Raw genomic sequence first — 16,336 nt, forward strand, 5'->3', positions numbered from 1 at the left:
GCGTCGTGGGTACGGCGGTCGCGACGCTGACCGGTCAGCCGAGGACCACCACCTCGTCCGCCGCGAAGGTCGCCCCGACCACCGCCCCCTCCTCGGGCGCGTCCCGCAGCGCGCACGCGGCCTCCAGGGCGGGGCCGGACTCCGGGCGCAGCCGTACCGCCACGTGATGGCCCCGGAACGTCCGCGCCTCGACCGTGCACCGCAGCCCGTCGGCCGGGGCGCCGAGCCGGACGCCCGCGGGTCGCACGAGCACCCGGACCGCCCCCTGCGCGGACCCGGCCGGCACCGGGACCTTGCCCCACACGGTGTCGGCCGCCCCGCCGGTCACCGTCGCCGGCACCACGTTGTCGAAGCCCAGGAAGCGGGCGACGAACTCGGAGGCCGGGCGCCGCCAGACCTCCAGCGGCGTACCGCTCTGGGCGATGCGCCCGTCGCGCATGACGACGACCCGGTCGGCGAGGGCGAACGCCTCGCCCTGGTCGTGCGTGACGGCGAGCACGGTGGTGCCGAGCCGCCCGAACAGCTGCCGCAGCTCGACCACGAGCCGCTCGCGCAGCCCCCGGTCGAGCTGGCCGAGCGGTTCGTCGAGCATCAGCAGCCGGGGCCGGGGCGCCAGCGCCCGCGCGAGCGCGACGCGCTGCTGCTCGCCGCCGGACAGCGCGGCGACCGCCCGCCGTCCGGCGCCGGGCAGACCGACCAGGTCCAGCAGCTCCGCCACCCGGGCGGCCCGCTCGCCCCGCGACACGCCGCGCATACGCAGCCCGAAGGCGACGTTGCCGGCGACGTCGCGCTGCGGGAACAGCTGGTGGTCCTGGAACATCAGGCCGACGCCCCGCCGGTGCACGGGCACGCCGGTCTGGTCGGCGCCGTCCAGCAGCACCCGGCCCGCGTCCACCGGCTGGAGTCCGGCCACCACCCGCAGCAGGGTCGACTTGCCGCTGCCGCTCGGCCCGAGCACGCACACGATCTCGTGGTCGGCGACGTCCAGCGACACCGCGTCGACGGCGGCGCGCGCCCCGAAGCGTACGGTCACGTCCCGCAGAACGAGCATGGTCAGAACTCCCCGGCGCGGTCGGCACGGACACGTTCGAGCAGCAGCAGGGCCACCGCGCACACCACCATCAGGATCGTCGACAGGGCCATGGCCTGGCCGTAGTTGAGGTCGCCGGGCCGGCCCAGGAGGCGGGCGACGGCGACCGGGAGGGTGGGGTTGTCGGGGCGGGCGATGAACACGGTCGCCCCGAACTCGCCCAGCGACACGGCGAACGCGAACCCCGCCGCCACCGCAAGGGCCCGCCCCACCAGTGGCAGGTCCACCTCGCGCCACACCCGCCACGGCGAGGCGCCGAGCACCGCCGCCGCCTCCCGCAGCCGCACGTCCACGGCGCGCAGGACGGGCAGCATCGTCCGTACGACGAAGGGCACGCCGACCAGGGCCTGGGCGAGCGGCACCAGGATCCACGAGGAGCGCAGGTCCAGCGGCGGTTCGTCCAGCGCGATCAGGAACCCGAAGCCCACGGTCACCGCGGACACGCCGAGCGGCAGCATCAGCAGCGCGTCGAAGCCGCGGACGAGCCGCCCCGCGCGCCGGGTCAGCGCGGCGGCGGCGAGCCCGCCGACCAGCAGGGCGATCCCGGTCGCGACGACCGCGTACTCCAGGGAGTTGCCGACCGCCTCCAGGGGCGGCACCAGGAACGTCCCGCCGTCCGCGTCGACGGTCTGGAGCGCCCGGTAGTAGCCGAGTCCCCCGTCGAAGGAGCGCTCGGCGAGCACTCCGAGCGGCAGCAGGAGCAGCAGCACCACGGTGAGCAGCACTCCGCCGAGCAGCGTCCACTGTCCGGCGCCGCGCGGCCGCCGGGCGGTGGCGCCGGCGTCCACCAGCTTCAGCGCGGCCTCCCGGCTCCGTACCGTCCGGGCGTGGAGGACGAGGATCGCGCCGACGGCGGCGAACTGCACCAGCGTGAGCACGGCCGCCGTCGGCAGGTCGAGCAGCTGCGCGGTCTGCCGGTACACCTCCGCCTCCAGCGTGCGGTACGCCGGTCCACCGAGGATCTGCACGATGCCGAAGGAGGTGTACGTGAAGAGGAACACCATCAGTGCGGCGGCGGCCACGGCGGGTGCGAGCGCCGGCAGGGTCACCCGCCGCCAGGCGCCGAGCCGTGAGGCGCCGAGGACCCGGGCGGCCTCCTCCTGGCGCGGGTCGAGCTGGGCCCACAGGCCGCCGACCGTCCGGACGACGACGGCGTAGTTGAAGAAGACGTGCGCGAGGAGGATCGCCCACACGGTGGTGTCCAGCCGCACGCCCCACAGCTCGTCGAGGAGCCCGCCCCGGCCGAGGAGCGCGAGGAACGCGGTGCCGACGACGACCGTCGGCAGGACGAACGGCACGGTGACGACCGCCCGCAGCAGCGCCTTGCCGGGGAAGTCGAAGCGGGCGAAGACGTACGCGCCGGGCAGGGCGATCAGCAGGGTGAGCGCGGTGGAGGCGAGCGCCTGCCAGGTGGTGAACCACAGGACGTCGAGGATGTCGGCGCGGCCCAGCACGTCGCCGAGCCGCCCGAGCCGCCAGACGCCGTCGTCCGTCCTCAGCCCGCGCCCGACGATCGCCGCGACGGGGTAGGCGAAGAAGACGGCGAAGAACGCCACGGGCAGGACCATCAGTCCGGCCCGCAGCGTGCCTCTCCTGAGGGTGGTCACCGCAGGACGATCGCGGCCCACGACCTGATCCACCCGTCGCGCTTCTGGGCGATCTTCTCGGGTGCGACGGTGTGCGGGCTGTCCACCTTGGCGCCGTGCTTGGTGAACAGCTCGGGGAGCTTCGCGTCCTCCGCCACGGGGTTGACGAACATCTGGAGCGGCATGTCCTCCTGGAACTTCTTGCCGACCAGGAAGTCGATGAGGGCCTTGCCGCCGTCCGCGTTCCTGGCGCCGGTCAGCAGCCCGGCGAACTCCGTCTGCTGGAAGCACGTCCCGGTGGAGACGCCGGTGGGTGCCTCGGCGGGCTGCGGCTCGGAGTACAGCACCTCTACGGGCGGGCTGGAGGCGTACGAGACGACGAGCGGCCGGTCGCCCTTGGCCTTCTTGCCGCCGGCCGAGCCGGAGAACTCCTGGTTGTAGGCGAGCTCCCAGCTGTCGACCACCTTGACGCCGTTGGCCTTCAGCTTCTTCCAGTAGTCCTGCCAGCCGTCGTCGCCGTACCGGGCGGCCGTGCCGAGCAGGAAGCCGAGGCCGGGAGAGGACCGCTCGGGGTTCTCGACGACGAGGAGGTCCTTGTACGCGGGCCTGGCGAGGTCGTCGAAGGTCCGCGGCGGCGCGAGCTTCTTGTCCGCGAAGTACTTCTTGTCGTAGTTGACGCAGATCTCGCCGGTGTCGATCGGCGTGACGCGGTGCTTGTCCTTGTCGAGCTGTACGGCGTCGGGGACCCGGTCCAGGCCCTTTGCCTCGTACGGGTCGAAGAGCCCGTTGTCGAGGGCCCGCGACAGGAGGGTGTTGTCGACGCCGAAGAAGACGTCCCCCTGCGGGGCGCCCTTGGTGAGGATGGCCTTGTTGACGGCCTCGCCCGCGTCGCCGCTCTTGAGGACCTTCACGGTGTAGCCGGTCTGCCGGGTGAACTCCTTCAGGACGGCCGGGGAGGCGTTGAAGGAGTCGTGGCTGACGAGCGTCACGGTCTTCGACTTGGCGCCGCCGTCGGAGGCGTCCTTGCCGGAGTCTCCGCCGCAGCCGGCGAGCGTCGTGACGCCCAGCGCGGCGGCGAGGGCGCCGACCGCGATCTTCTTGGTGGTGCTCACTGAGATTCCTCCTGGGTTTGACCAGGAAGAGACGCGGCCCTGCCCACCGGAACCGTCCGGCGGGCAGGGCGCTACAGCTTGAGTAACGACCGAACTTCCTACCCAGAATGACCTGGGCGAGGTTCAGAGGGTCTGCGACCTGACGGTGTCGCACTCTCAGCGCTGTGGCGCTCCCCTGTCGGAATATGCAGATGTGTTCGAGCTCAGACTACAAGGTCAGCGTTCCGCCGCCGCGAGCTGTCCACAGGCACCGTCGATCTCCTGCCCGCGGGTGTCACGCACCGTGACCGGGACGCCGTGCGAGGCGATCGCCGCGACGAAGGCCTTCTCGTCCTCGGGCCGGGAAGCGGTCCACTTCGACCCCGGCGTGGGGTTGAGCGGGATGAGGTTGACGTGGACGCGCTTGCCCTTGAGGAGGCGGCCGAGGAGGTCGCCGCGCCACGCCTGGTCGTTGATGTCGCGGATGAGGGCGTACTCGATGGACACGCGGCGGCCGGACTTCTCCGCGTACTCCCAGGCGGCGTCCAGTACCTCCCGGACCTTCCAGCGGGTGTTCACCGGGACGAGGGTGTCGCGCAGCTCGTCGTCGGGGGCGTGCAGCGACACCGCGAGACGGCATTTGAAGCCCTCGTCGGCGAACCGCAGCATCGCCGGGACGAGGCCGACCGTCGAGACGGTGATACCGCGCTGCGAGAGGCCCAGCCCGTCCGGCTCGGGGTCGGTGAGCCGGCGGATGGCGCCGACGACGCGGTTGTAGTTGGCGAGCGGCTCGCCCATGCCCATGAAGACGATGTTGGAGAGGCGGGCCGGTCCTCCCGGAACCTCGCCGTCCCGCAGCGCCCGCATACCGTCGACGATCTGGTGCACGATCTCGGCGGTGGACAGGTTGCGGTCGAGCCCGGCCTGGCCGGTGGCGCAGAACGGGCAGTTCATGCCGCAGCCGGCCTGGGAGGAGATGCACATGGTCACGCGGTCGGGGTACCGCATCAGGACGGACTCGACGAGGGTGCCGTCGTGCAGTCGCCACAGCGTCTTGCGGGTGGTGTCCTCATCGCACGAGATGTGGCGGACGACCGACATCAGGTCGGGCAGCAGCTCCGCGGCGAGCTTCTCGCGGGAGGCGGCGGGGATGTCGGTCCACTGGGCCGGGTCGTGCGCGTAGCGCGCGAAGTAGTGCTGGGACAGCTGCTTGGCGCGGAACGGCTTCTCGCCGATCGCGGCGACGGCCTCCTTGCGCTCGGCGGGCGACAGGTCGGCGAGGTGCCGCGGTGGCTTCTTGACTCCGCGCGGGGCGACGAAGGTGAGCTCTCCCGGTGCGGGGCGTGGCATGACCTGGTACTCCTCAGTGAAGACGAGGCCGCGGTACGTGAGCCGGGAGACCTCACCGGATGATCCCCGCGCGGGCCGCGGGGCCGAAAGGGCCCGCCGCGGTGCGACGAGCCCTTCCAGGGTAACCGGATCGCGCTTCAGCCTGTTCCGACGAAGATCACCAGCAGCAGCCACACCACCGGAGCGGTCGGCAGGAGCGAGTCGAGCCGGTCCATGATGCCGCCGTGACCGGGCAGCAGCGTGCCCATGTCCTTGATACCGAGGTCCCGCTTGATCATCGACTCGCCGAGGTCGCCCAGCGTGGCGCTGACCGCGACGGCGAGGCCCAGCAGCAGGCCCTGCCACCAGGCGCCGCCCTCGATGGCGAACTCCATGCACAGCGCGCCGGCCGCCATCGCGAACGCCACCGCGCCCAGCAGGCCCTCACGGGTCTTGCCGGGGCTGATGCGCGGCGCGAGTTTGTGCCTGCCGAACCGCCAGCCGACGGCGTACGCGCCGGTGTCGCTGACCACCGTCAGGAGCAGGAACGTCAGCACCCGCCAGGCGCCGTCGTCGGCGGTGAGCATGAGCGCCACGAACGTCGCCAGGAACGGCACGTAGAACGCGGCGAACACGCCGGCCGTGACGTCCTTCAGGTAGCCCTCGGGCGGCTCGGTCATCCGCCACACGAGCACCGCGAGCGCGGTGAGCGCCATGGCGACCCAGGCGCCCTCGGGTCCGCGCACGTACCCCGCCACGACCATGGCGGCACCGCCGACGGCGAGGGGCACGAGCGGGGCCTTGATGGACTTGCGCTCCTGAAGGCGGGAGGTCAGCTCCCACAGCCCGACCACGACGGCGACCGCTATCACGCCGACGAACACGGCCTTGACGACGAAGAGCGACGCGACGATCACCGCTCCGAGACCGACACCCACCCCTATGGCGGCCCGCAGGTCCCGGCCGGCCCGCTTCTTCTGCTTCCGGTGCGGACCGGGCTGCTCCGCGGGCTGCGGCGCTCCCGACGGCGAGCTGGGCATGGGCTCCTGCGGATCCTGCGGCTGTGACGCGTACGGCGGCCGGTGGTCGTACGGCGCCTGCTGCGGCTGCGGCATCTCGTGACGGACCGGGGGACCGCTCAGCGGAGCGGTCCCCCGGTCGCGGTCGTCCTGGTCTCCGCCGGCGTCTCCACCGGCGGGAACGTCGGGCACGATGGGCATGGGCCGAGTCTGCTGTGCCTCATGCCCGTCGTAGGCGGGACCCGCCGGGGCTGCCGGAGCGAACCCCGGGTGGTACCCCTGGTCGGGCGGACCCCATTGACCGCCTCTCGGCGGGGCCCCCCAGGAAGAGTCGTTCATCAGACCTCGAGCAGCTCGGCTTCCTTGTGCTTGAGCAGCTCGTCCACCTGCGCGACGTACTTCGCGGTGGTGTCGTCGAGCTCCTTCTCCGCCCGGCGGCCCTCGTCCTCGCCGACCTCGCCGTCCTTGACGAACTTGTCGATCGTCTCCTTGGACTTGCGGCGGACCGAGCGGATCGAGATCTTGGCGTCCTCGGCCTTGCTCTTGGCGACCTTGATGTACTCGCGGCGGCGCTCCTCGGTCAGCTCGGGGAACACCACCCGGATGATGTTGCCGTCGTTGCTCGGGTTGACGCCGAGGTCCGAGTCGCGGATGGCCTGCTCGATGTTGCGCAGCGCGCTCTTGTCGAACGGGGTCACCACGGCCATGCGGGGCTCCGGCACGGAGAACGACGCCAACTGGTTGATCGGCGTGATGGCCCCGTAGTAGTCGGCCACGATCTTGTTGAACATGGCCGGGTGCGCGCGCCCGGTACGGATCGCGGCGAAGTCCTCCTTCGCGACCAGGACGGCCTTCTCCATCTTCTCCTCTGCCTCGAGGAGGGTCTCTTCGATCACCACTTGCTCCTGCGTGTCTATGAGTAGGCCCGGCGTACAAAGGGCTGCGGAACCTGCGTCGCGTCTGTTCCCTGCACGGTGTCCGACCGGCAGGGCTTTGTCCATCCCCTCGCGGGGGCACCCCGGGGAAGCCCCGGGACCCGGATCAGGTCCTGGTGCCCTCGTCGCTCACGAGAGTGCCGATCTTCTCACCCTTCACCGCACGCGCGATATTGCCCGCCGCGAGCAGCTCGAAGACGAGGATCGGCAGGTTGTTGTCACGGCAGAGGGTGATGGCGGTGGCGTCGGCGACCTTGAGGTCGCGGGAGAGCACCTCGCCGTACTCCAGCGCGTCGAACTTCACCGCGTCCGGGTTGGCCTTCGGGTCGGAGTCGTAGACCCCGTCCACCCCGTTCTTGCCCATGAGGAGGGCTTCGGCGTCGATCTCCAGGGCGCGCTGGGCGGCGGTGGTGTCGGTGGAGAAGTAGGGCATGCCCATGCCCGCGCCGAAGATCACGACACGGCCCTTCTCCAGGTGCCGCACCGCGCGCAGCGGGATGTACGGCTCGGCGACCTGCCCCATGGTGATGGCGGTCTGGACCCGGGAGTCGATGCCCTCCTTCTCCAGGAAGTCCTGGAGGGCGAGGCAGTTCATGACCGTACCGAGCATGCCCATGTAGTCGGACCGGGCCCGGTCCATGCCGCGTACCTGAAGCTCGGCCCCGCGGAAGAAATTGCCGCCGCCGATCACGATCGCGATCTCCGCGCCGTCGCGGACGACCGCGGCGATCTCGCGTGCGATGGCGTGTACGACGTCGGGATCGACGCCGAGGCCACCACCGCCGGCGAACGCCTCGCCGGACAGCTTCAGCATGAAGCGGCCGGCCTTTTTACCGGTGTTGTCGTCGCCCTGTGCGGCGCCCTGGTTCATGGAGATCTCCTCGTGCACATACGAAGAAGGCCATTGCCGGTGGGTCTGCTGTCCCTACGGCAATGGCCTCCTCGTCAGATCTGTGGCCGCCGGCGCTGACGCGACCGACCGTCCACTGGGAAAACCCTAGCGGGATCCCGTGTCGAGCGCGTACCGGCTCAGATGCCGACCTTGATGCGGCTGAAGCGCTTCAGGGTGACACCGGCCTCGTCCAGGACCTTCTGGACGGACTTCTTGTTGTCGAGCGCGTACGGCTGACCCAGGAGGGTGGCGTCCTTGAAGAAGCCGTTGAGGCGACCCTCGACGATCTTCGGGAGCGCGGCCTCGGGCTTGCCCTCGGCGCGGGTGGTCTCCTCGGCGACGCGACGCTCGGCCTCGACGACCTCGGCCGGGACGTCGTCCTTGGAGAGGTACTTCGGGGCGAAGGCGGCGATGTGCTGCGCGATGCCCTTGGCGACCTCGGCGTTCTCCTTGTCGAGCTCGACGAGGACACCGATCTGCGGGGGCAGGTCGGGCATGGTGCGGTGCATGTAGGCCGCGACGTAACCGCCGGAGAACTGCGCGAAGCGGTCCAGGACGATCTTCTCGCCGAGGTTGGCGTTGGCCTCGTCGACGTACGCCTGGACGGTCTTGCCGGCCTCGATCTCGGACGCGAGCAGCGCCTCGATGTCGGCGGGGGACGTCTTGGCGACGTGCTCGGCGAGGGCCTGGGCGACGCTCTGGAACTTCTCACCCTTGGCGACGAAGTCCGTCTCGCACTTCAGCTCGACGATGACACCGGAGGTGTTGTCGTCGGCGATCACGGAGACGACGGCGCCGTTCTCGGCGGAGCGGCCCTCGCGCTTGGCGACGCCCTTCTGCCCCTTGATGCGCAGCGCCTCGACGGCCTTGTCGACGTTGCCCTCGGACTCGTCGAGCGCCTTCTTGCAGTCCATCATGCCGGCGCCGGTGAGCTCGCGGAGCTTCTTGACGTCAGCGGCGGTGTAGTTCGCCATGATCTGTGAGTCTCTTTCGAAGTCTGGAAGATCTACGAAGATCTACGGGTGGACGGCGGGGGCGATGTGCGCCCCCGCCGTCGATCCGAACCTGAAGGTCAGGCCTGCTCGGCGTCCGCGGCCGGGGCCTCGGCAACCGGGGCGGCCTCGGCGGCCGGAGCAGCCTCGGTGGCCGGGGCGGCCTCCGCGGCGTCCTCGGCCGGAGCCTCCGCAGCGGCCTCGGCCGGCTTCTCGGCGGCCTCGTCGGAGTCCGCCTTCTTCTCGCCCTCGAGCAGGTCGCGCTCCCACTCGGCCAGCGGCTCACCGGCGGCCTTCTCGCCCGGCTTCTGGTCGCCGGTCGCGGCGCCGGAGCGGGCGATGAGGCCCTCGGCGACGGCGTCGGCGATCACGCGGGTGAGCAGGGTGACGGAGCGGATCGCGTCGTCGTTGCCCGGGATCTTGTAGTCGACCTCGTCGGGGTCGCAGTTGGTGTCGAGGATCGCGACGACCGGGATGTGGAGCTTGCGCGCCTCACCGACGGCGATGTGCTCCTTCTTGGTGTCGACGATCCAGACCGCGCTCGGCACCTTCTGCATCTCGCGGATGCCGCCGAGGGTCTTCTCCAGCTTGGCCTTCTCGCGCGAGAGGACCAGGAGCTCCTTCTTGGTCAGACCCGAGGCCGCGACGTCCTCGAAGTCGATCGCCTCCAGCTCCTTCAGACGCTGAAGGCGCTTGTAGACGGTCGAGAAGTTGGTGAGCATGCCGCCCAGCCAGCGCTGGTTGACGTAGGGCATGCCGACGCGGGTCGCCTGCTCGGCGATCGCCTCCTGCGCCTGCTTCTTGGTACCGACGAACATGATGGAGCCGCCGTGCGCGACGGTCTCCTTGACGAACTCGTAGGCGCGGTCGATGTACGACAGCGACTGGAGCAGGTCGATGATGTAGATGCCGTTGCGCTCGGTGAAGATGAAGCGCTTCATCTTCGGGTTCCAGCGACGGGTCTGGTGACCGAAGTGGACGCCGCTCTCCAGCAGCTCCCGCATCGTGACGACGGCCATGGCCGTATCTCCTTGGTTCTCGGTTGTGTCCTGACGCCCCGACGCGCCGTGCCACGAGTGGACCGAAGGGCGCTGCCACGACCTGTGAGAGTGGTGGCGGGGCGTGCGAAGTCGACCCGGTGGCCCGGGTCGCCAGAAGAAGTGTACGGGACCTCGGCGGCGCCGGGTGACGGCGCTGTCCACAACCGGCCCGTGATCCACAGACCGGGTCCATGATCAGCGCGGTCGCGTCCCGCTGCGCCACATTCTGCGCATGTACTCCACCGCGTTCGCCCTGGTCCTGTCCGTGCTGGCCGCCACCGTCCCGCCCGCCGCCGGGCCGGTGGGCCCACCCGCCGCGTGGCCCGTGGGCACGACGACGGGCCCGCCCGCCGTCTGGCCCATGGGTCCGCCGCGGCCGGCGGTCGTGCGGGGCTGGGAGCCGCCCGCCTCGGCGTACGGTCCCGGCCACCGCGGCGTGGACCTGGCCGCGCCGCCGGGCACCGAGGTCCGCGCGGCGGCGGGCGGACGGGTCTCGTTCGCGGGCCCGGTGGGGGGCCGGGGCGTCCTGTCCGTCACACTGCCGTCCACGGGCACGCCGCCGCTGCGCACCACCTACGAGCCGGTCCGGCCCCTGGTGCGCCCGGGCGCCGAGGTCGCGGCGGGGCAGGTGGTCGCCGTCGTGGCCACCGGGGGGCGCCCGCACTGCGCGGCCGGGTGCCTGCACTGGGGCCTGCGCCGGGGGGACACGTACCTCAACCCCTTGTCGCTGCTGCCCCCGCGGCTTCTTCGCCGCCCGCCCTCGCGCCTGCTGCCGCTGACGGGCGCCTGAAGCGACGCGGCACGGCTCACACGCCGCGTACGCCCCGGAGGGCCATCGAGACGGCCGTCTCGGCGATGGCCGACGGGTCCTCCGCCACGCCCAGCTCGATGCGGCGCACCGCCGCGTCGACCACGCCCTGGAGCAGCATCGCGGCCAGTCGCGGCTGCTCCTGGCCGAGCTCCGCCAGCGCCTCGACGATCATGGCGACCAGCCCGCCGTGCGCCGCGCGGATCTTCTCCCGCGCCCCGTCGTCCAGCTCGCCGGCCGAGATCGCGACGACCGCCCGGTGGCGCCGGTCGCCCACGAGGCCGAGCTGGGTGCGGACGTACGCCTCGACCTTGCCCTCGGGGGTGGCCGCCCGCTCCATGGCCGCCTCGACCTCGGCCGCCCACACGGGGAAGTCGACCGCGCACAGTTCCTCGACGACGGCGGCGCGGGAGCGGAAGTACTCGTACACGGAGGACCGGGCCAGGCCGGTGCGCTCGGCGAGGGCGGGAAAGGTCAGAGCCTCCGTCCCGCCTTCGGACAGCAGGGAACGCGCGGCGTCCAGCAGGGCGCCGCGTTGCATGGTCCGGTGCTCGGCCACCGAGGCCGCTCGAATCCTGGGCACGGCTCCACTTTACGACCGCCCCCCTCGGCGTCAGCGCCCTACATCGGCCAGCTTGGCTCTGAGCTGGAGGACCGACTTCGTGTGGATCTGGCTGACACGGCTCTCGGTGACCCCCAGCACGTTGCCGATCTCGGCCAGGGTCAGGCCCTCGTAGTAGTACAGCGTGACGACGGTCTTCTCCCGCTCGGGCAGGGTGTTGATGGCCCGGGCCAGCAGCCGTCGCAGCTCACGGCCCTCGGCCACCTCGACGGGATCGTCGGCGGCGGTGTCCTCCAGGGTGTCCATGAGGCTCAGCCGGTCGCCGCCCTCGCCGCCGACGTGCAGCAGCTCCTCCAGGGCGACCACGTTCGCCAGTGACAACTGGCTGAAAACAGCGTGCAGTTCCTCCAGGGCGATGCCCATCTCCGCGGCGACCTCGACCTCCGAGGGAGTGCGCCGCAGCTGCGCCTCCAGGGTGGCGTACGCGCGCTCCACGGCCCGCGCCTTCTGCCGCACCGAGCGGGGGATCCAGTCCAGGGCGCGGAGCTCGTCGATCATCGCGCCGCGGATCCGGGTGATGGCGTACGTCTCGAACTTGATCGACCGCCCGATGTCGAACTTCTCGATCGCGTCGATGAGCCCGAAGACCCCGGACGACACGAAGTCCGCCTGCTCCACGTTGGACGGCAGGCCGACGCTCACCCGGCCCGCGACGTACTTCACCAGCGGCGAGTAGTGGAGGATCAGCTGTTCCCGCAGCCGCTCGTCGCCCGTGTCCTTGTACGACTGCCACAGCTCGTCGAGTGACGAGGGTGCGGACGGGCGCACGGTGCCCCGGGCAGCGGGGGGCACCGCAGCGCGGTCGGACCCGGAGGTGTGCTGGGGCATGCGTCGCCTTGAGCCGTTCTGCTGGGTGTGAGGGGGGGGGACGGGGGGCGGTATGCGGAGGGGGTAATTCTTGTGAGCGTAGCGTGACTGTGAAGTCGCAGTGAGCGAAGGTCCCTGGATGACGACCCCACGAGGGCGGCCCCTCGGCCGCATCTTCGAATGAGGCCACGGGGCCGACCGCGGGCACGACGGCCCTCCGGATGTCGCCGGGAGAGCTGCGGAGGTCATCGGCATCACCTTTTCACCCGAATGCTGCGGGTCAAGCACCGCCTCGCCGGGCGTTCGGGCGACGTACGGCCCGGGGTGCCAACTGCCAGCCGTCGCCGTGGCGTTCGACGAATCCCAGGGCGTGGAGTTCGTACAGCCTGCCGAGCGCCTCGTCAACGGTGGTGCCCGCGTCACGCGCGATGTCGCTCGCGGGGGCGGTCCCGCGCGCGGGCAGGGCTTCGAGCACCCGCGCGCCGGCCGGGTCGAGGAGGTCCCTGGGCAGGACCGGACCGCGGCGGGGCGGGGCCAGGTCGCCGATGTCGCCCACCAGCTCCGCGACCTCCGCGGCGTCGGTGACCAGCTCCGCCTCGCCGCGCAGCAGTTCGTGCACGCCCGCGGAGAGGCCGCTGGTGGCCGGGCCGGGGACACCCATGGTGAACCGGCCGAGGCGCTGCGCGGCACGGGCGGTCACCAGGGACCCGCTGCGGTACTCGGCCTCGACGACGACCGTGCCACGGGTGAGGGCGGCGATCACGCGGTTGCGGAGGATGAACCGGCTCGGGGTGGGATGGGAGCCGGGCGGCAGTTCGCCCACCACCAGGCCCTGTTCGGCGATGCGCCCGATCAGCTCGGCGTGGCCGCGCGGGTAGGCCCGGTCGACCCCGCAGGCCAGGACGGCCACGGTCGCCCCGCCGGCGGCCAGCGCGCCCCGGTGCGCGGCGCCGTCGACGCCGAAGGCCGCTCCGGAGACGACGACCCAGCCGCGCTCGGCGAGCCCCGTGGCCAGGGTCGCCGCCATGTGCGCCCCGTAGGGCGTGCAGGCCCGCGCCCCCACGACCGCGACGGAACGCAGCGCCCAGCGGCGCAGGTCCGGCCGCCCGCGCACCCAGAGCCCCACGGGCCGGGCGTCGCCGAGGTCGTCCAGCTGGCTCGGCCACTCGGAGTCGCCCGGCACCACGAAGCGGCCGCCGCACGCCTCGACCGCCGCCAGATCGCCGTCCGGGTCGGCGCGCGCCGCCCGGGTGCGGTAGCCGTGGACGCGCTGCTCCCCCGCGCCGGTGAGCGCGTCGTCGTCGTACGGCACGGACGTCAGCCGTCGCAGCAGCCCCACGGCCCCCAGTTCGCGCAGCCACCGCCCTCCGTGTCCATCACCCGGTTCGACGACCCGCGTCAACGCCGCTCGCGCCCGTCGCTCTTCCTCGCTCACCCCACCGGACATGCCGCTCCCCGTTCCGTCCCGTCCGTCCGTCGTCCGCGCGGCTCGTCGCGCGCACCGGTCGCCCCCCTGGTGCCGCGCCCGGGGTCGCCCCCGCAGGACCCGGACCGGCCGTGCCCGGTCACAGCGGGTTCCCGGCCGGCAGCGGCACGCCCCGGGCGATGCCGGTGCGCAACTCCAGCGCCAGGTGGACGTCGTCGGGGCCGGGGCGGTCGCGTCCCGCGAGGTCGGCGACGGTCCAGGCGACCCGCAGTACCCGGTCCAGCCCGCGCGCGGTGAGCAGGCCCCGCTCGATGTCCCGCTCGGCGGTGGCGAGGGCGCCGGGGGCGACCTGCCAGCGGGTGCGCAGCTCGTGGCCGGGCACTTCGCAGTTGACGTTCCAGGGCGTGTCGTCCAGGCGGGCGGCGGCCCGCGCCCGGGCCTCCCGCACCCGCGCGGCGACCGCGCCGGTGGTTTCGCCCCGACCGCCCTCGGCGAGCAGGTCCGCGCGGGTGACCGGTTCCACCTCGACGCGCAGGTCGACCCGGTCGAGCAGCGGTCCCGACAGCCGGGCCTGATAGCGGCGGATCACCGACGCGGGGCATTCGCAGCCCGCCCCGTGGAGGGTGTGCCGCCCGCACGGGCAGGGGTTGGCCGCCAGCACCATCAGGAACCGTGCCGGCAGGCGCACCACGCCCGCGCTGCGTGCCACCACCACGTGGCCGGACTCCAGAGGCTGCCGCAGCGCGTCCAGCGCCCTTCCGGAGAATTCCGGCGCCTCGTCAAGGAACAGCACCCCCCGGTGGGACAGCGAGACGGCACCCGGTCTCGGCAGCCCGTTGCCGCCCCCGACGAGGGACTGCATGGTCGCGGAGTGGTGGGGCGCGCAGTACGGCGGCCGGCGCACCAGCGGTTCGCCCGGCGGCAGAAGGCCCGCCACGGAGTGCACCGCGGTGACCTCCAGGGCCTCCTGGCGGGTCAGCGGTGGCAGGACGCCCGGCAGTCGCTCGGCCAGCATGGTCTTGCCCGCACCCGGCGGGCCGGACAACAGCAAATGGTGCCCGCCGGCCGCCGCGACCTCCAGGGCGAGGCGCGCCACCCGCTGGCCGGCGACGTCCGCGAGGTCCGGCCCGTCGGCCGGGTCGGGCGCGAGCCCGGTGCCGAGGCCGGCGCCCGGGACCAGGAGACCCGCGAGCATCGCGTCGGGGCGCCCCGGCTCGTCCGGCTCCTCCTCCGGGACCGGCTCGTCGGCGAGCACGGCGATCAGCTGCCGCAGCGTCCGGACGCCGAGCACGGAGACGCCCGGCACCAGCGCGGCCTCCCCCGCCGTCTGCTCCGGGACGACGACCTGCTGGTAGCCGGCCTCCGCGGCGGCGAGGACCGCCGGCAGGATGCCCCGCACCGGCCTGACCCGCCCGTCCAGCCCCAGTTCGCCGATGAGGACCAGGTCGGCGATGGTCCTGGGGTCGACGCGCTCGGCCGCTCCCAGCGTGGCCGCCGCGACGGCGAGGTCGAAGCCCGATCCGCTCTTCGGCACGGAGGCCGGACTGAGGCCGACCGTCAGTTTCTTCTGCGGCCACTCGGCACCCGAATTGACGATCGCCGCCCGCACCCGGTCGCGGCTCTCCGTCAGGCTCTTGTCCGGCAGCCCAACCAGCGTGAACGCCGCCACCCCCGGCTCCAGGTCGGCCTGGACCTCGACGACCACGCCCTCGACGCCCACCAGGGCCACCGAACACGTGCGCGCGAACCCCATCAGGCCACCCCCCGCGCGTGCTCGACGACGGGCGCGCCGCGCCGGGGCAGCAGCACCCCGACCAGGTCGATGCGCAGGCCGCCCGGCGGTGGTCCGCCGTGCCGCTCCAGCCAGCAGGCGGCCAGCCGCCGCAGTCGCTCGGCCTTGGCGGGCGTCACCGCCGCCATGGGGTGTTCGAAGCCGCCTTCCCTGCGGGTCTTCACCTCGCAGACGACCACCGTGTCGCCGTCACGGGCGACGATGTCGATCTCTCCCAGCCGCCCGCACCGCCAGTTCCGGGCCAGCGTCGTCATCCCGGCGTCACCGAGCCGGCGCACCGCCAGCTCCTCGCCGTACCGCCCCAGGGCCCCCGTCGCGTTCATTCGGCACCACCTCCGGCACCGACTGTGACGCGTCGGCACCGGACTTGTGGATCTTGGTGGACAACCCTCCCGCTGTGGACAACTCCGTCACCCACACCGGTGAAGCGGCACGCCACCCGCGCGGCCCGACATCGAAGGGAACCGCCCCGAACCACACCGGTCCGGACCCCGATCAACACCACACCGGTCCGGACCCCGATCAACGCAGAGTCGACCGGCCCGGACCCGACCGGCCGGCCCGGACCCGACCGGCTCAGCTGCCGGGCAGCTCCAAGTCGCTCTTGTTGAGCTCCTCGATGTTCACGTCCTTGAAGGTCAGCACGCGCACCTGCTTGACGAACCGCGCCGGCCGGTACATGTCCCACACCCAGGCGTCCGCCATGGAGACCTCGAAGAACACCTCGCCCTGCACCGAGTGGACCTGCATCTCGTAATCGTTGGTGAGGTAGAAGCGGCGCTCGGTCTCGATGACGAACTTGAACAGTCCGACGACATCGCGGTACTCCCGGTAGAGCTTCAGCTCCATCTCGGTCTCGTACTTCTCGAGGTCCTCGGCGCTCATGGCATGTTCCCCTTCAGCCGTG

The 16,336-nt window shown here is 72.2% G+C and carries 16 protein-coding genes; 1 reads left to right on the forward strand and 15 read right to left on the reverse strand.

Annotation, left to right across the window (positions count from 1 at the left end):
• Positions 1–34: 34 nt before the first annotated feature.
• The 9 genes from AC07DW_RS23120 to rpsB form a co-directional block, all read right to left on the reverse strand.
• Positions 35–1,051: an ABC transporter ATP-binding protein gene (locus AC07DW_RS23120; RefSeq protein WP_478859574.1), complete on the reverse strand. Its 1,017-nt coding sequence runs from the start codon at positions 1,049–1,051 to the stop codon at positions 35–37.
• 2 nt (positions 1,052–1,053) lie between these two features.
• Entirely contained in the window at positions 1,054–2,658 is a 1,605-nt protein-coding gene (locus tag AC07DW_RS23125; RefSeq protein ID WP_478859617.1) for an ABC transporter permease, read from the reverse strand.
• 35 nt (positions 2,659–2,693) lie between these two features.
• Entirely contained in the window at positions 2,694–3,788 is a 1,095-nt protein-coding gene (locus AC07DW_RS23130) for a thiamine ABC transporter substrate-binding protein (protein ID WP_478859575.1), read from the reverse strand.
• Positions 3,789–4,004: 216 nt separating this feature from the next.
• Positions 4,005–5,117, reverse strand: a complete 1,113-nt coding sequence (gene rlmN, locus AC07DW_RS23135; RefSeq protein ID WP_478859576.1) for a dual-specificity RNA methyltransferase RlmN — start codon at positions 5,115–5,117, stop codon at positions 4,005–4,007.
• Between the two features lie 137 nt (positions 5,118–5,254).
• A complete protein-coding gene (locus AC07DW_RS23140) occupies positions 5,255–6,454 on the reverse strand; it encodes a phosphatidate cytidylyltransferase (protein WP_478859577.1) in 1,200 nt (399 codons plus the stop codon).
• Positions 6,454–7,011, reverse strand: a complete 558-nt coding sequence (gene frr / locus AC07DW_RS23145; RefSeq protein WP_478859578.1) for a ribosome recycling factor — start codon at positions 7,009–7,011, stop codon at positions 6,454–6,456. Before frr ends, AC07DW_RS23140 begins: the two co-directional genes overlap by 1 nt.
• Before the next feature lie 145 nt (positions 7,012–7,156).
• A complete protein-coding gene (gene pyrH, locus AC07DW_RS23150; protein WP_478859579.1) occupies positions 7,157–7,921 on the reverse strand; it encodes a UMP kinase in 765 nt (254 codons plus the stop codon).
• Positions 7,922–8,079: 158 nt separating this feature from the next.
• The gene (gene tsf / locus AC07DW_RS23155) at positions 8,080–8,916 is read right to left on the reverse strand and encodes a translation elongation factor Ts (protein WP_478859580.1); all 837 of its coding nucleotides are present in this window, start codon (positions 8,914–8,916) and stop codon (positions 8,080–8,082) included.
• A 98-nt stretch (positions 8,917–9,014) separates the two neighbouring features.
• Entirely contained in the window at positions 9,015–9,953 is a 939-nt protein-coding gene (gene rpsB, locus AC07DW_RS23160; RefSeq protein WP_478859581.1) for a 30S ribosomal protein S2, read from the reverse strand.
• Positions 9,954–10,206: 253 nt separating this feature from the next.
• Between rpsB and AC07DW_RS23165 the strand changes: the two genes are divergently transcribed.
• Positions 10,207–10,764, forward strand: coding sequence for a peptidoglycan DD-metalloendopeptidase family protein (locus AC07DW_RS23165; protein ID WP_478859582.1), 558 nt, complete (start codon positions 10,207–10,209; stop codon positions 10,762–10,764).
• Positions 10,765–10,780: 16 nt separating this feature from the next.
• Here the strand turns inward: AC07DW_RS23165 and AC07DW_RS23170 are convergent, their stop codons facing one another.
• From AC07DW_RS23170 to AC07DW_RS23195, 6 genes are all read right to left on the reverse strand, one after another.
• Complete coding sequence (locus AC07DW_RS23170; RefSeq protein WP_478859618.1) at positions 10,781–11,341, reverse strand: TetR/AcrR family transcriptional regulator; 561 nt, start codon at positions 11,339–11,341, stop codon at positions 10,781–10,783.
• Between the two features lie 54 nt (positions 11,342–11,395).
• A complete protein-coding gene (gene whiG / locus AC07DW_RS23175; RefSeq protein WP_478859583.1) occupies positions 11,396–12,232 on the reverse strand; it encodes an RNA polymerase sigma factor WhiG in 837 nt (278 codons plus the stop codon).
• Positions 12,233–12,491: 259 nt separating this feature from the next.
• Positions 12,492–13,658, reverse strand: coding sequence for a DNA-processing protein DprA (dprA, locus tag AC07DW_RS23180; protein WP_478859584.1), 1,167 nt, complete (start codon positions 13,656–13,658; stop codon positions 12,492–12,494).
• Positions 13,659–13,776: 118 nt separating this feature from the next.
• Positions 13,777–15,390, reverse strand: a complete 1,614-nt coding sequence (locus tag AC07DW_RS23185; RefSeq protein WP_478859585.1) for a YifB family Mg chelatase-like AAA ATPase — start codon at positions 15,388–15,390, stop codon at positions 13,777–13,779.
• Positions 15,390–15,752, reverse strand: coding sequence for a YraN family protein (locus tag AC07DW_RS23190; RefSeq protein WP_189551684.1), 363 nt, complete (start codon positions 15,750–15,752; stop codon positions 15,390–15,392). The genes AC07DW_RS23185 and AC07DW_RS23190 overlap by 1 nt, the downstream gene beginning before the upstream one ends.
• Positions 15,753–16,005: 253 nt before the next feature.
• Positions 16,006–16,314 (reverse strand): DUF2469 domain-containing protein, encoded by a 309-nt coding sequence (locus AC07DW_RS23195; RefSeq protein WP_056791138.1) that lies wholly within the window; start codon positions 16,312–16,314, stop codon positions 16,006–16,008.
• Between the last annotated feature and the right edge of the window lie 22 nt (positions 16,315–16,336).

The sequence above is a fragment of the Streptomyces sp. NPDC045701 genome, from assembly GCF_056432045.1.

Excerpts from the sequence above, each read along its gene's own strand:
- whiG (WP_478859583.1), bottom strand. The coding sequence starts at position 12,232 with ATGCCCCAGCACACCTCCGGGTCCGACCGCGCTGCGGTGCCCCCCGCT.
- rpsB (WP_478859581.1), bottom strand. The coding sequence starts at position 9,953 with ATGGCCGTCGTCACGATGCGGGAGCTGCTGGAGAGCGGCGTCCACTTC.
- rlmN (WP_478859576.1), bottom strand. The coding sequence starts at position 5,117 with ATGCCACGCCCCGCACCGGGAGAGCTCACCTTCGTCGCCCCGCGCGGA.
- AC07DW_RS23125 (WP_478859617.1), bottom strand. The coding sequence starts at position 2,658 with ATGGTCCTGCCCGTGGCGTTCTTCGCCGTCTTCTTCGCCTACCCCGTC.
- AC07DW_RS23120 (WP_478859574.1), bottom strand. The coding sequence starts at position 1,051 with ATGCTCGTTCTGCGGGACGTGACCGTACGCTTCGGGGCGCGCGCCGCC.
- AC07DW_RS23195 (WP_056791138.1), bottom strand. The coding sequence starts at position 16,314 with ATGAGCGCCGAGGACCTCGAGAAGTACGAGACCGAGATGGAGCTGAAG.
- AC07DW_RS23165 (WP_478859582.1), top strand. The coding sequence starts at position 10,207 with ATGTACTCCACCGCGTTCGCCCTGGTCCTGTCCGTGCTGGCCGCCACC.
- AC07DW_RS23190 (WP_189551684.1), bottom strand. The coding sequence starts at position 15,752 with ATGAACGCGACGGGGGCCCTGGGGCGGTACGGCGAGGAGCTGGCGGTG.
- pyrH (WP_478859579.1), bottom strand. The coding sequence starts at position 7,921 with ATGAACCAGGGCGCCGCACAGGGCGACGACAACACCGGTAAAAAGGCC.
- dprA (WP_478859584.1), bottom strand. The coding sequence starts at position 13,658 with ATGTCCGGTGGGGTGAGCGAGGAAGAGCGACGGGCGCGAGCGGCGTTG.
- AC07DW_RS23140 (WP_478859577.1), bottom strand. The coding sequence starts at position 6,454 with ATGAACGACTCTTCCTGGGGGGCCCCGCCGAGAGGCGGTCAATGGGGT.
- AC07DW_RS23185 (WP_478859585.1), bottom strand. The coding sequence starts at position 15,390 with ATGGGGTTCGCGCGCACGTGTTCGGTGGCCCTGGTGGGCGTCGAGGGC.
- tsf (WP_478859580.1), bottom strand. The coding sequence starts at position 8,916 with ATGGCGAACTACACCGCCGCTGACGTCAAGAAGCTCCGCGAGCTCACC.